At 38.2% G+C, this 14,381-nt stretch carries 10 protein-coding genes, 4 pseudogenes and 1 other annotated feature; of the genes and pseudogenes, 3 read left to right on the forward strand and 11 right to left on the reverse strand.

Annotation, left to right across the window (positions count from 1 at the left end):
* Window positions 1-366 precede the first annotated feature (366 nt).
* The 6 genes and pseudogenes from A6M14_RS06695 to A6M14_RS06720 form a co-directional block, all read right to left on the reverse strand.
* Complete coding sequence (locus tag A6M14_RS06695; RefSeq protein WP_111886126.1) at window positions 367-474, reverse strand: DUF2474 family protein; 108 nt, start codon at window positions 472-474, stop codon at window positions 367-369.
* 11 nt (window positions 475-485) lie between these two features.
* A complete protein-coding gene (cydB, locus tag A6M14_RS06700; protein ID WP_152874214.1) occupies window positions 486-1,490 on the reverse strand; it encodes a cytochrome d ubiquinol oxidase subunit II in 1,005 nt (334 codons plus the stop codon).
* The gene (locus A6M14_RS06705; RefSeq protein WP_152874218.1) at window positions 1,483-2,913 is read right to left on the reverse strand and encodes a cytochrome ubiquinol oxidase subunit I; all 1,431 of its coding nucleotides are present in this window, start codon (window positions 2,911-2,913) and stop codon (window positions 1,483-1,485) included. Before A6M14_RS06705 ends, cydB begins: the two co-directional genes overlap by 8 nt.
* A 259-nt stretch (window positions 2,914-3,172) precedes the next feature.
* Entirely contained in the window at window positions 3,173-3,586 is a 414-nt protein-coding gene (locus A6M14_RS14265; RefSeq protein WP_152874219.1) for a DUF2946 domain-containing protein, read from the reverse strand.
* 206 nt (window positions 3,587-3,792) lie between these two features.
* Window positions 3,793-4,007, reverse strand: a pseudogene (locus A6M14_RS14270) (MBL fold metallo-hydrolase); the annotation flags it as partial.
* Window positions 4,008-4,029: 22 nt separating this feature from the next.
* A pseudogene (locus tag A6M14_RS06720) lies at window positions 4,030-4,188 on the reverse strand (IS3 family transposase); the annotation flags it as partial.
* A 68-nt stretch (window positions 4,189-4,256) separates the two neighbouring features.
* Here A6M14_RS06720 and A6M14_RS06725 point away from each other — a divergent pair.
* Window positions 4,257-4,550 (forward strand): hypothetical protein, encoded by a 294-nt coding sequence (locus tag A6M14_RS06725; RefSeq protein ID WP_378226858.1) that lies wholly within the window; start codon window positions 4,257-4,259, stop codon window positions 4,548-4,550.
* A gap of 374 nt (window positions 4,551-4,924) precedes the next feature.
* Here A6M14_RS06725 and A6M14_RS06730 read toward each other — a convergent pair whose 3' ends face one another.
* A complete protein-coding gene (locus A6M14_RS06730) occupies window positions 4,925-5,134 on the reverse strand; it encodes a cold-shock protein (protein ID WP_152874215.1) in 210 nt (69 codons plus the stop codon).
* 153 nt (window positions 5,135-5,287) lie between these two features.
* Between A6M14_RS06730 and A6M14_RS06735 the strand changes: the two are divergent.
* Window positions 5,288-6,432 (forward strand): annotated as a pseudogene (locus A6M14_RS06735) (IS3 family transposase).
* 204 nt (window positions 6,433-6,636) lie between these two features.
* On the opposite strand, the gene A6M14_RS06740 reads toward A6M14_RS06735, so the two are convergent.
* From A6M14_RS06740 to A6M14_RS06755, 4 genes are all read right to left on the reverse strand, one after another.
* A complete protein-coding gene (locus tag A6M14_RS06740; protein ID WP_171500252.1) occupies window positions 6,637-7,395 on the reverse strand; it encodes a DUF7281 domain-containing protein in 759 nt (252 codons plus the stop codon).
* A gap of 127 nt (window positions 7,396-7,522) precedes the next feature.
* A complete protein-coding gene (locus tag A6M14_RS06745; protein WP_121533562.1) occupies window positions 7,523-8,767 on the reverse strand; it encodes a hypothetical protein in 1,245 nt (414 codons plus the stop codon).
* Complete coding sequence (locus A6M14_RS06750) at window positions 8,764-9,402, reverse strand: hypothetical protein (protein WP_152874216.1); 639 nt, start codon at window positions 9,400-9,402, stop codon at window positions 8,764-8,766. The genes A6M14_RS06745 and A6M14_RS06750 overlap by 4 nt, the downstream gene beginning before the upstream one ends.
* Window positions 9,403-9,414: 12 nt before the next feature.
* Entirely contained in the window at window positions 9,415-13,098 is a 3,684-nt protein-coding gene (locus A6M14_RS06755; RefSeq protein ID WP_121533564.1) for an ATP-binding protein, read from the reverse strand.
* Between the two features lie 326 nt (window positions 13,099-13,424).
* On the opposite strand from A6M14_RS06755, the pseudogene A6M14_RS06765 reads away from it, so the two are divergent.
* Window positions 13,425-14,281: pseudogene (locus tag A6M14_RS06765) on the forward strand (IS3 family transposase).
* Window positions 13,700-13,816: a sequence feature (AL1L pseudoknot), on the forward strand. It overlaps the preceding pseudogene by 117 nt.
* Window positions 14,282-14,381: the final 100 nt, after the last annotated feature.

A 14,381-nucleotide genomic window follows, 5' to 3' on the forward strand; every position in this document is an offset into this window, starting at 1 on the left:
ATACTTTTTGAAACACCACCAGATATTAATATCAATACAGAAGCCACTTTTTCCAACTCACTCAAATTTAGGTCATAACTTAGGTTTGGGATATAAGATCTGGCTTTTTGCTGGGTCGCTACAGTGGTCAACGAGCTGTCAATATCGTGCTTTAATCCAGTCCAGCAAAGCTGAATAACTTTGAACCGTACGCATAATTTAAGTCATGTGCTGAAAAGGCTGCTGACCCAATGACCTAAATGAAGAACTACTATCACACCACTGGAAACCCAACTCAAATTAAAAAATAGGTATGGGTTTCAGTGGACGTTTACAATCCATCAGCTTGATTAACAAGATGATGGATTAGAGATAACATCAACTTAACTAATATGCCCATTGAATGAGCATTCTAAAAAAAACTGCAACAATAGCTAAGGTCAGTACGCCACCCAGCCAAAGTACAACAAACCATCCTACTTGATTCAGTTTCATGATGATTCTCCTTAATGATAGCCATCATCCCCGACACGGACTTTATCACGGAACACCCAATACGACAGTGCGGTATAGAACAAAATAATTGGAATCAACACCAATGCTCCAATCAGGGCAAATAACTGGCTGCTTTGTGGGGCTGCTGCCTGCCAAATGGTGACGGATGGTGGGATGATATTTGGCCATAGACTAATTAAAAATCCAGTATAGGCCAACAGTACTAAGGCTAAGGTATAAATGAACGGTGCAAATTCCTGACGTCGTTTACAGGCACGTAATACCAACACTGTAAACACCACCACGAGAATCGGCACAGGGCTAAAGTAATATAGTTGTGGCAAACTAAACCAACGATTTGCAATCTCTGCATGTACCATTGGGGTGTAAATACTCACTGCAGCAAAAATCACCAATAAAGCAATAATCAGTTTTGGCATGAGGCTAAACATATGATTTTGAACACGTGCATCAGTTTTAAAAATCAGCCAACCACAGCCCAAGCTGGCATACAGCACCACTACAGCAATCCCAGTAAAAATTGAAAATGGGGTCAACCAATCCAATCCGCCACCACTATAAATACCATTAGTGGTTTCAATCCCTTGGATATAAGCACCTAAAATCATACCTTGGAAGAATGATGCCAAGATCGAGCCCCAAATAAACGCTTGATCCCATAAATGTTTGGTGCGGTTCGCTTTAAAACGAAACTCAAAGGCGACACCACGGAAAATCAGTGAGATGACCATTAAGATAATCGGCATATACAGCGCAGAAAGCACAGTCGAATACACCAATGGAAATGCCGCAAATAAGCCTGCGCCACCTAAAACCATCCAAGTTTCATTGCCATCCCAAACTGGTGCGACGGTATTCATCATCACATCGCGTTCTTGGCGATCTTTTACTAAAGGAAAGAGGATACCAATCCCTAAATCAAAGCCATCGAGTACCACATAAATCAGCACACCCACAGCAATGATTACCACCCAAATTAAGGATAAATCAATCATGGTTTTTCTCCTGTGGTTGTACTTCCAGCGACTCATCAATCGTACTCATTGGACGATTTGATGCACGAATGACCTCACCATCGCTATGGGCTTGAGAATGAATGAACTGTGGTCCTTTAACCATCAATTTGAGCATGTAATAAATCCCAATACCAAATACGACGCAGTAGACAATCACAAAGATTATTAAGGTTAAACCGACTTGTTCTGCCGATACTGGTGACAAGGCATCTTTGGTACGCAGTACGCCATACACGACCCAAGGTTGACGACCGACTTCTGTGGTAAACCAACCAGCAAGCAGGGCAATAAAGCCGGAAGGTCCCATACATAAGGCAAATTTGTGTAGCCATTTTGACTCATAAAATTTCCCAGTTTTACGCAACCATGCACCCATCAGAGCAAGCAAAATCATCAAGACTCCCATACCGACCATAATGCGGAAGCTCCAAAATACTACGAGCGAGTTTGGTCGATCTTCAGGGGCAAATTCTTTTAAGCCTTTCACCTCTCCCTCTAAGGTGTGCGTCATGATCAGACTACCGAGGTTCGGAATGCCAATTGCATACTTGGTTTCTTCCGCCTCCATATCAGGAATACCGAACAAATATAACGGCATGCCATGATCTTTATTAGTTTCCCAGTGACCTTCAATCGCAGCAAGTTTCGCAGGTTGATGTTCTAGCGTATTTAGACCATGCATATCCCCCACAAATACCTGTAAAGGTGCAAGTGCGAGAATCATCCACATCGCCATAGAAAATGATTTTTTTACTAAGGCATCACGGCGACCTTTGAGTAAGTGCCATGCTGCAGTAGCAGCGACCAATAAGCCAGATACTAGGAATGCTGCTAGAGCCATATGCGCTAAGCGATATGGGAATGATGGGTTAAAAACGATAGCAAACCAATCTTGCGGCACTATAATGCCATTTTCAAAGCTAAAGCCTTGTGGAGTTTGCATCCAGCTATTGGAAGATAAAATCCAAAACATGGAAATACAGGTGCCAATTGCCACCATCAGTGTGGCAAAGAAATGGGTTTTAGGACCCACTCTTCCCCACCCAAACAGCATAATGCCTAGGAAACCCGCTTCTAAGAAGAAGGCACTCAAGACCTCATAACTGAGTAAGGGGCCAGTGACACTACCCGCAATACGAGAGAATTCACTCCAGTTGGTGCCAAATTGGTAGCTCATGACTACCCCTGAAACCACTCCCATTCCGAAAGACAATGCAAACACCTTAATCCAAAATTGGAACAGATCACGGTAAACAGGATCTTGTGTTTTTAGCCAACGCCATTCTAAGACCGCAAGAAAACTTGCCAGACCAATGGAAATTGCAGGGAAAATAATATGAAAAGAAACTGTAAAAGCGAATTGAATTCGCGCCAATTCAAGTGCTGTCAAACCTAAATCCATGTCTATCACCTTATTGTGGAATTATGCGGTGAACCACTAACGGCCCATAATTTCGGGACTGCTTTAGGAAAGATAGATCAGTACGATGACGCAGACTGTTGTGAATCTGTTGGGATTTGATCAATTGTTTTAGCCTAATGATATAGGCGAACCGATTCTGTTCGCATCCGCTAAACGATGAAAAAATATAAAGTTTCATAAAATCACTCTTTAAATACCGAGGTAAATCAACAATTCAAATTGTTGGTCTGATTAGGATTTAAAGTGTGTGTGGAGGTGCCCTACCTTGTGGAAGTAAGTAAAGCCTTTGCAGTGAGAAATATACATGTCGGAAAGCATCTTTATAGAAACTTAGACGGACTTGAATCTTATCGATGATTTCAACTATCTCAAAATCAAAAGGTAGGACAACATCACCATAGACGGTACAGTATTGGCATTGATGGTTATGTCCAATGTGATCGTCGTGGTTATGATCTTGTGTCAGATGATGAACAAGTTCGTTATACGTCTCATGTACGTGTTTGTGCTTTTCTGGGGACAGTAAATTATGTGTAATAGAGAGACATACCGGAGCAATTTGAAATTCTTCGGGTAATAGTGGTTGTAAATATACTGCGATTTGCAAAAATAAAGTCACAATTGCAAAAAACATTCCACTCTGTCTTATCAACATATTCTCTCAACAGATGCCAACGAAAGCAAAAATACTTAAAAGGCAGTGCTGGCTTGAAATCCGATCATACAACTCAGCTTTATAGAATATAATATACCTAAAATACCAAGATCTTTAAAGTGAATATTCACTTTAAAGATATAAATATGAATTTTTAAGATAAAGATATAAATAAGTCTTTAATAATTTGAAATACAATATTTTTAGGTTTTAAAAAAATTAAGCGGTAACTTTAAATACGACACCCCATTTTCTTCAGGTTGGGGGAAATTAACCCGCTTTCATATGGATTTGAATAGACGGTAAAATCAGTTTAGGCATACTTAATGTTGTATCCCGCTCATGACGCATCTACACAAATTCAGATGTTGTCGTTCCCTCATGAATATTGTGCTTTTTGCGTTTGCATATCGGTTTGGCGGCGAAACTGTCTAGGATCAATATTTCTGATACCAAATACGAAGTGTTTCAGGCGTACAATCAATCTTGGATGCAATAGCTGTGATTGCGGCCCAATTCGATGGATAATCTTTTTCGGATTCAATCAATGATTGAACCGATCTTTCTCTGATTTCAGGGGTATATTTTACTTTTTTCATCGGGACACTACGCTTCGCTACGTCTTACGAAGGAATGCTTTTCATCTCAAGAAAAGAGGTCTCCGACAATCCCGGTACGGTTCACTTTACAAGATAAGGCTACAAGCAATACTTCAGCTGATATGCAGGTCCTTACGTTTTCTGGTCCGAATGGTTTATTAATTTTTCTGAAATCATCCGATAACTTTGAAACTGCTTTAATGACTGATAACTCGGGCGTGGTATATCGTTTAAAGCAAACAGTTTCTGGTAGTGGTATTCGTTTAGCTAATAATAATGGGGTTTCAATTCACTTTAAACGTGGTGAAGGAGTTGTTGAATTTGTAAAAGACCAGCCAATCAGCATTACTGAAGTTAAATAATAAGGTTTAAACTTTAAGAGAACCCATCACTATTGTGTGATTCATAGACATCCTTTCAATATAATGGGTGTTTATGAATCACACATATTATTGAGCGTGACTTAATCCTGCTCTCGCTTCCGTAATGATTTTTTGAATCTCTTCCCGTCGTTGTTTCTTATTCTCATGGTAAATCCACACAGAATAAATCAACACACTTATAATTAATACGCCAATCAGTACTTGTAGTCTTGTAAAGATCATTTTTTATTGCTCTTATCATTAAGATTTCATTTAAATTAAGCATTTAAATATTAAAAATTAATGGCAATTTATGACAAAAACCCGCCTTTCAAAGACGGGGCAATACATGACATGTTTGGGAAATTATTATTTTAGAGAATTTGGATATTGCTGGCTTGCTTGCCTTTCTTACCATTCGTAATTTCAAACATTACACGCTGACCTTCCTCTAGTACTTTATAGCCATCGATTCGTACTTCACTATAGTGTGCAAATAATTCTTCACCTGTATCGGAAGCAATAAATCCAAAACCTTTTGTACCGTTGAACCACTTCACTGTCCCTTTTGTTAAATTAGACATTCATATTTCCTTTAAGTAATTATAAGTTTAGAAATTGCTGTAAATACTGATTAATTAACAAGCATATTCAATATAACAGAGGTGGATCAGGAAATTTGAACAACACTTATAAGTGATATTTTGCTCCCCAAATGATGTTATAAACATCAATATATGGAGTATTTTATGGCACGTAGACCAAGAAGAAATCATTCAAACGACTTTAAGGCTAAGGTAGCACTTGCTGCGATCAAAGCAGAAAAAACACTTGCTGAATTGAGTTCTGAGTTTGATGTTCATCAAAACCAAATTATTGACTGGAAAAATCAATTGATCTCAGCTTCCTCACAAGCTTTCGATCAATCAAAAGCTCCATCAGAACCTCCCATTGATCTTAAAAAGTTACATGCAAAAATCGGTGAGCAGGCATTAGAAATTGATTTTTTAGAAGGTGTGTTGAAGAAACTGGGCCGCTTCAACCACAAAAGTTAATCGATCACTCACTTCAGATTTCAGTATCTAAACAAGCTAAGTTACTGAAAGTCTCTCGTGGTTGTTATTATTATCGCCCAAAACCTGTTAGCTCATCAGATCTGAAGCTGATGTGATGTATTGATGAATTACATATGCAATATCCTTTTGCAGGCAGTCGTATGATGCGTGATTTGTTGAATCGTCAAGGGCATCATATAGGACGACGTCATACACGTACTTTAATGAAGAAAATGGGTATTCAGGCGTTATATTGCAAACCAAATTTAAGCCAGGCTAATCAAGCTCACCGTAAATATCCATATCTGCTCAAAGGATTGGCTATTCAGCGCAGTAATCAAGTGTGGTCTACGGATATAACGTATATCCCTATGGCAAAAGGCTTTGTTTATTTATGTGCTGTGATTGATTGGCATAGCCGCAAGGTACTTGCGCATAGGGTATCGATTAGTATGGAGGTGGATTTTTGTATTTCGGCTTTAAATGAAGCGATTGAAAAATATGGATCACCTGAAATATTGAATACAGACCAAGGCAGTCAGTTCACCAGTGATGCATTTATTGATGTATTGAAATCAAATGGCATTCAAATCAGTATGGATGGTAAAGGTCGATGGGTAGATAATGTGATGGTTGAACGATTATGGCGGAGCGTTAAATATGAAGAGGTGTATCTCAAAGCTTATAGCAGTGTCACAGATGCGAAAAAGCAATTGAGTGCATATTTTGAGTTTTATAATCTGAAACGACCTCATTCGAGTCTAGACAAAATGACACCAAATGAGTTTTACTATGATCAGCTACCCCAACAAAACAAGGTGGCTTAACTAGAGCGGAATATCACTTATAAATACGCTTTTAGTTGTTCAAACATGTGGGACCACCTCTCAATTAGGGGGCTTTGTATTTCAAATCTTTGTGCAACAAAGCCCCACTCTTACCAAATCCCTTTTGAATACTACAATTAAAAAACAATTTATCACTAAATATTTTTATTTAAATATTTCTTTAAAATAGATATTAACTGAATTTCAATCAACCTTTAACTCAATTAAAGGCCCTAACCGATTCACATTTTCTTGCATGAGAGCAATTTGATTGATGTGTATATGCCTATACAAATTTCTAATAGCTAAAGGCTGAACAGTATCAGTATAAAGATCATGACTTTTATGGATCTGTTCAAAAAATTTCGTAGTGTTATTGTCCACATGGTTTCGGTTGATTTCATTCCAGCATTCAGGAATTAATATCGACATTGTTCTACGTTTAAGGAAATGAGCAGCGATGTTCAACCCAAATGGATCAAAATCACCATAAAATGCAATTTCAGCATGTTCGGGAAGTTTGGCTAGTAATTCAAACACCTGACGTGCATTTTGACCCTGACCACGATATAAAAATAGACTGTCTTGCCATTTTTCAGGTAGCTGTTCATACCAATCAAACAGTCTCGTCAACATCGTTCCATTTTCAACAATAATCAGTTTTTCAATCTTATTGCAACACAACACATGGGCATGAACCGTGGGCACTAAGCCCTTATATCCAATCGTTACCTCTTCCTGTTTTAATGGCAATTTTGCATGCACCGATGCAAATACAAGTTGATCGCCGAATACAGAATATCCACCAGACTTTTCATCTTTCAAAAAGTTTAACAAATCCATACGATCAGATTCTAAATTCAGAGACTGTTCAGGAGCGACTTTAACCTGTTTTGCATAGATACAGCGCTCCAAATACTCCAGTTCTTTGGATGTAAGGTGAAGCTCCTTACCATGGACCATACCAATCTGATAATCCTGATGAACTTTTTGCCAGGTTTTATTGAATGCCATAGACCGCTTTTTTAATTGCAATGCCGTCTGAATTACCGATAGTTCACGTATACCAAATGTCACTCATGTTCTCCTATCAGGCAATCTGTTGCAATTTATCAGTTCGAGAAATGATGACATCAGATACACAACTGTTTCCATCAAATATAGGATCTATAGTTTCGACAAATTCCATGTTCAATTTATCTTTGAATCGGTTTCTATAGTGGCTGGTTAAAGCGATCAGCCAAAAATCGATATCGCATCCTGGCATTAGCAGCTCATATGTTTCAACGCCACTCAATTGTTGATGTTTTCCCTCATCCACAAGCAATGCATCAAAGAAATTACTCGTAGCAATTTCTAAAGCAGTTAAAGGCTGTTCAACAACCTCACTCCCTTCTCTAACATCTGGCAGATTTTCTTGATTTTTATTCTGCTCTATCCGTTTTTCACGCTTGGCAAATACTTTTGAGCCAAGTTCACGTAGCGTTTCCTGTTCTTCATCAGCATCCAGATCTGCATAGCTGATGAGTTCACTGCATGGCACATGATAAAAAACTTCTGACGCCGTCGCTTCATCAAACTCCAGGTTTAATGTAGATTTTCCTTTTAAAAAGCGGTGGAAAGCATCCACCATGTTGCTTTTTTTCTGCGAAGATAATTCTTGTTTCCAATCAAACAACTGCTTATTTAATTTAGAAGCACTGTATTTCACCTCTTTACTACAGATAATGAATACGGGGATCAGCTTATTTACCACCAAACTTTCAAGATCTTTATCTGAAGCACCAAGCTCAAGCATTGCGTTGGTTGAAAGTGCGCCCATCACTTCAGTCAATGAACTTAAAATCCTGATGGTTTTTTCAATGCGTTGAATACGGACCTCAAGATTGTTAAACAATGCCAGGTCTTGAAGTGCTTGGGTGGAGAAATCATAGCAGCTCTCAAAAATAGTATTGGCTAATTCAACAATACCTTCACTAATTTCATCCTTATAAATTTCAGCATCTTCTACACTTTTGAGTTTGGTCGTTTCAAATTCACTGATATTGGCACGAATATCTGAAATAAGTTTATGAATCTGTTTAGAGCTGTCAGTAACCCTACGTTTTTTCTCATAATACGTTACGAATGAAATCACGTGGTTATATAAGTTAAAGCCATTTTTTTCAGTGTTGAAATAGCCAAGTTCTGCTTTATTCAATACTTTGATTAAATACTCATTGTCATCATTTACAGGCACAATTGCGTTGTTAAATACAATCGCATTACCGATATGCTCAATATAGTTGTTGAGCGCTTTTGCCGCTTTGGCTGCTGGATATTCCAACTCACTCATATCAGCTCGCCCTGCTCCGGTTCAGGTATTTCATCGTAATTGATGCCATTAAAAGTACAAATGTATTCTAGCTCATCATAGAAAACAGACCACTTAGCTGTCGCAATATAAGTCGTGCCAGTGTTGCCGGTTGGATGTAGATATTGATTGCTGACAAGGTATTGAAGCACAGAGCTAATCTGCTCTTTGGGTGAGGTGGATGCCTTACCTAATTTAATGACCAATTCCTTAAGTTGCGACATAATCAGTGGAGATCGTTCAACCTCAGTGATGAGTTCACCATAAGTCACCGTATCCCCACATTGCATGATACGACTATTGTCTTTTATTGAACGGCATAAGCGAAGCCAGTCATTCAAGGGCTCCATTTTCGACACAATTTCGCTGAACTGTTTTCTTAGAAGTTCACGGGTTGCTTTGTTCTTGCGACTTTCACTAAAGACACAGTAGACCCCATAATTATCTTTGGTACGGACGCACTTTTTTCCCATCCAATCGAGATAATTATTTATTTCCTCCAAGACCAGATCATCTTGGAGCTTGTGGTAGAGATCTTTGTGGACATGTTCATCAATAATTCCTCCAGAAATTAAAACATTTACAATGTCAGAAAAAATTGATTTAGCAATTTGCATAATAGGTCCCCACTAGGCTAAAAGCGGATTAGGTTTTTCGTTTTTCTGGGTTTTAAACTTGCGTATACCGAAGTTTCGGTCGATATCATTCTTATGCACAAAGCTTTCACTTAATTCACTGGATAAGTTCGGCTGAGCGCAGACTAGATAAATATTCTGCTTTTGCATCAACTCGAATAATCGCATTGTATTTTGTGAATCAAACTGGCCGATTTCATCGAGTGGTACATGGATGACTGTATTGATATCTGGACATAGTTTTCGTGTTAAAGCCGTAAAGATAATAATGACAATTAATCGTGATAAACCAGTACTACTGCCGGAAAGCAAATCAGAATCATTGTTCACATAAACCTTACGGTTATTTTCCTCATAGCTGATACGCAGTTTGACTAAAGAGCGGATATCGTCAGTCTGAACATTCGACTTTTCTAATGCTTTAACAGCTGATTCAAATGACCGTATTAGCTTCTCACTCGGTAGTATGAGCTGAGATGATTCCTGGATTGATTCTTCATCCAGATCTTTTTCAAAGCGATCTAACTGCTCATAGACATTGAGGCCATCAAGTACAGAAAGTAATTCAATCTGAATATTACCTAACGCTGTAAATGGATTGGTTGTATTGGTTTGCTCCGTAAGATCCTTAGATATCGCATTCAGCTTACGGCGGAATTTAGCCAAAGATTGTCCATAATTACGTAAATCGTAAGTAGCCAGTTTAAAACTATTGATCGTGAGGTTTTCTTTTGTGGGAATATCCACCAACAGCATATTTTCGATTTCTTTCATACCGTAAAGATCATATGTGGTGGTGTTCACATTGCCCAATAGTGCCATGCGATTTTCCCACTGCTTATAGAGCTCGAAATCACTATTCTGGCGTAAAATACTTAGTACGGTATTGAGGGATTGTTTCAACTCCTTGAGCTGTTCTTTCTGACGATTGAGATGATCCTCCGTATTCCGGTAAAACCATTCAAAACTAACCGGCGCAGCAACCTCAAGCTGTTCAATCTGCGGAATACCTTCCAGTACTGAATTAATACGGTTTCTTAAAGAAGCTATCTTGGTATTTTCCTCTTCAACCTGCTGAAGATTGCTTTCAATAAGGTTAACTTCATGACGTGATTGTTGTTTAAGTTTTTCGGTTTTGACATTCAGTTTGTCAAAATTTTGTCGGAAAGCATAAATTTCTTGTTCGAGATTTCCGATTAAAGTGCAGATCCCCGTTTTACGAGAGTATTCCTGCTCGAACCAAATCTTGTACTGCATCAAGATGATTTCATAATCTTTCACGATATGACATTTATGGTTCAGTTGTTTTAGCTGATCCTGTGCCTTTTGATAAAGCGTAGTATCCAAACCTTTTTGCTGCAATTCACTATTACGTAAAGATTCAAGATCTATGAGTTTATTATCACATTTATGAATCACAGATTTAGATCTTTCATCCAACATTGCTTTACGTTCTAATTGTTCTTTAATTTTGAAATCATAACTCTGCTGAATTTGGTTTTTTTCATTGCCAAAACGATCATGAATCATTTGGCGTTCTACATTTACTTGTTGATTGAATAATTTTAATCGCTGACGAGCCTGATCACGTTGTCCTTCAGCTAATTTTCTCCGATCCATTACATTTGTTTGGATCTTTTGCTTATATTGCTCAAATATACGCTGGGTACTATCAAATGTTTCTCGGCATTGACGCAGCTCATTCTGTAATTTAATGAGGTTTAGCTCAAAATTCTGAACTGCTTTGGCAGCTACAGCCACTGCTTTTTCAGTATGGCTGTATTTTTCTTTAGCCTCTTCCAAAATAGTGGTTGCCTTTGCAAGGCGCTGCTCCAATTCATTGAGTGATTCGGCTTCAACCGGAAGATCTAGCTTGGAAGTATCAAGATGAAGGCCATAGAAACTAACATGTCCGCTTTGTTGTTCTGAGTCCCAAGAAGGCTTCAACCCGGTATGCAAAAATAATTTAGGATTAATCAGTTTGGCAATGTTGTGTTTCCAATCGTCTTCAGGACATTGTTTCAGAAAGCTCAATAATGTATTTTTCTGATACAAGATATCTCTTAACTGATGTTCCGTTTGTGTAGATTTATCTAAATGGTGTTTAGCTGAATCAAAATCTACATTAGCTCGAGTATGCTCGCTTTTTAGGCGTGATAAATCAGCGTTTGCTGTGTTGAGTTGCTGTTCCTTATTCCGTATCGCTTTTTGGTGAGTGTGTAGATTCAGCTGGTACTCTTCGATTTGCTGTTGCTCTTCCTGAGTATGATTAGATGCTTCAGCAATCAAATTGTTGCAGTGATCAACCTCATCTTCATAAAATTTGCGCTCATTCTGTTTGCTTTGCTCGAAAGCATTAAGCTCATTTTTTTCATCCAAAGCCAGTTGATCTACTGCATGAGACCTATCCTGTTGCAAATTGTGTATTAAATTAGAAACCTCATTCTTACGTTCATGAATAGCAGCTAAATCTCGGTCTTTTTCTTCCAAGGCATTATTTTTAAGTTTTTCAAATTTATGAACAATTTCTTTCTGGTTCTTCTCTAACTCATCCACATAACGGCGCGCATCTTCAGCTTCCTGCTTGTACTTAGCAAGATTACTGAATTCTTCCTGTTTTTTCAGAATGTCAGCATTTTTATATTTCTGCTCGTTTTCCTCTATTAAAGCTAAACTATGTTGTAAACCTTCCAACTCACCTTTCGCCCGTGATTCATTGGAGCTATTCGCAATAATCTCATTTTCAATCACCTTTAATCCAGCTTTGGCATGTTCAACAGCTTGGCTTCTCTGATAACGAAGCTGTGCGATTGTCGTATTATTAAACTCTAGTTTATTGAGTGCCTGACCTCGATAAGCCTCCAGCAAAGAGTAAGTCTGCATTAAAGCATGTCGCTGCTCGATCCCCAGTTGCAGTTTTGGCTTTTCCTTATCAAACTCCCGTAATGTCTGAACATCAGCAATGAGGCTGGAAGAATTCAGCGTATTTGAGCGCTGATTCATCATCTGCTCATTTTCTAAAAAAGCATCAACCAACATGAGCTTGAAGTTATCTAACAGGTTGGTTTTATTTAGGGTGATCTGGGTGGATGCCCCAATATGCTTTAATTCATGGCCTTTACCGCTAAGAGAGAAAATAGAAGCAAGATCCCTCAATTTGAAATCACGATTCAGACGTTTTTTATCGCTAGTTAGAACCGCTACATAATCCAGGCTATTGTCGATCTGTTTACTGACGTAATAACCTTTAATTTCAATTTCTTGCAACAGACTTTTTACCGTCTTGTGTTGCTTATGGAATTCGATAGAAGATTTTGAAAAAACAGTCTCAGATGCGCTGCCCTGAATAAAGCGATAGCATTGTTTATCCTGATTACGGTAAAAAACAGCACAGCAAAGTCCCATCGGTGTGTTGTATTCAAACACAATCATGCTACGCGCATGAGGGAGATAATAATCTGTAAAATTGAGTTTATTGGCAGAGCGATCCATTAATCTGTCTGGACGGGCCCCATAAAATATTGGGATTAAATTTAAGGTAGAGGTTTTTCCTGCACCATTTGCACCCGTTAAATTAGAATTCCCTTCACCTAATTCAATTTTTGTAGAATTATTTGGTAAGTATGAATCATAGAGATAAATATTTTTTAGGCCATTCAATTCATGCAAGTCATTCATTTAACGTTTTTCCCAGAAGGATTATTCAATATTGCTTAGGGCAATCTACCCTTTAATCTTATTCAAATACCCAGTAAAAAAAATTCAAACCTAGCAATACATTTAGCCATATACATTATTAGGTAATCTTAGAAGATAGTATCAAAAAATGTAATAGTTTTAGGGACTAATGCTTGAGACAACCAATTTCCAAGCCAACAAACCTTGCATTTTTTTTAGCATGAATTTGGGGGGTTACCTAAGGGAATCGTGTCAAAAAAAATGTAATACTTTTTTTGAACCGTACAGGGTTTGTCGGAGAGTCAATACTCTGAGAGACTACCCCGATGACAAAATTAAAATATACCCCTGAAATCAGAGAAAGAGCGGTTCAATTATTGATTGAATCTGAAAAAGATTATCCTTCTACTTGGGCTGCAATCACAGCAATTGCGCCTAAGATTGGTTGTACTCCTGAAACACTTCGTGCCTGGCATCAAAAGAATTTAGATCAGCAAAATCCTATTAAAGTACAACAGATATCTGATCAAGAAAAAATGAAACAAATGGAACGTGAAATTAAAGAATTAAAGCGTGCCAATGAAATTCTACGTAAAGCAGCCGCTTTTTTCGCCCAGGCGGAGCTCGACCGCCCACACAAATAATGGTGGATTTCATCCATAACAATAAAGGCTTATATGGTGTTGATGCGATTTGTAGGATTTTACCGATCGCAGCTTCAACCTATTACCGAACTTTAGATCTCGCTGACAATCCAGAACATCGAGCGAAACGAGATCTACATGATGAGTATCATGCTGAACAAATTAAACGAATTTGGAAAGAAAGTTCAGGTCGATATGGTGTGCGTAAGGTCTGGCAACAATTGAAACGTGAAGGTTATATTATCGCACGTTGTACAGTTGCTCGATTGATGCAGAAGCTAGGTATACAAGGTGTTTGGCGTGGGAAGAATAAATACACCACCCGTAGCCGAGATGATCAAAAAAGAGCGGATGATTTAGTGAAACGTAATTTTACTGCTGATTATCCAAACCAACTATGGGTCGGTGACATCACGTATATTCAAACTCATTCAGGCTGGGTCTATACCGCCTTTATTATTGATGTGTTCTCACGAGCGATTGTTGGATGGAAAGTATCAACACGTATGAATACAGACATGGTGCTCGATGCACTATAGCTAAATACTAAATAAATCATTACAGTAATCTTTAAATAATTTATCAATATCTTTAACTCTAAACTTATTTCGAATCGCCTTGACTCGCGACCACATATTT

The sequence above is a fragment of the Acinetobacter portensis genome (genome assembly GCF_009372215.1).
Taxonomy (GTDB): Bacteria; Pseudomonadota; Gammaproteobacteria; order Pseudomonadales; family Moraxellaceae; genus Acinetobacter; species Acinetobacter portensis.

What these genes read in the sequence shown, in the direction of transcription:
- A6M14_RS06695 (WP_111886126.1), bottom strand. Translation starts at nt 474, where the DNA reads ATGAAACTGAATCAAGTAGGATGGTTTGTTGTACTTTGGCTGGGTGGC.
- cydB (WP_152874214.1), bottom strand. Translation starts at nt 1,490, where the DNA reads ATGATTGATTTATCCTTAATTTGGGTGGTAATCATTGCTGTGGGTGTG.
- A6M14_RS06705 (WP_152874218.1), bottom strand. Translation starts at nt 2,913, where the DNA reads ATGGATTTAGGTTTGACAGCACTTGAATTGGCGCGAATTCAATTCGCT.
- A6M14_RS06730 (WP_152874215.1), bottom strand. Translation starts at nt 5,134, where the DNA reads ATGTCTAATTTAACAAAAGGGACAGTGAAGTGGTTCAACGGTACAAAA.
- A6M14_RS06740 (WP_171500252.1), bottom strand. Translation starts at nt 7,395, where the DNA reads ATGGTCCATGGTAAGGAGCTTCACCTTACATCCAAAGAACTGGAGTAT.
- A6M14_RS06745 (WP_121533562.1), bottom strand. Translation starts at nt 8,767, where the DNA reads ATGAGTGAGTTGGAATATCCAGCAGCCAAAGCGGCAAAAGCGCTCAAC.
- A6M14_RS06750 (WP_152874216.1), bottom strand. Translation starts at nt 9,402, where the DNA reads ATGCAAATTGCTAAATCAATTTTTTCTGACATTGTAAATGTTTTAATT.
- A6M14_RS06755 (WP_121533564.1), bottom strand. Translation starts at nt 13,098, where the DNA reads ATGAATGACTTGCATGAATTGAATGGCCTAAAAAATATTTATCTCTAT.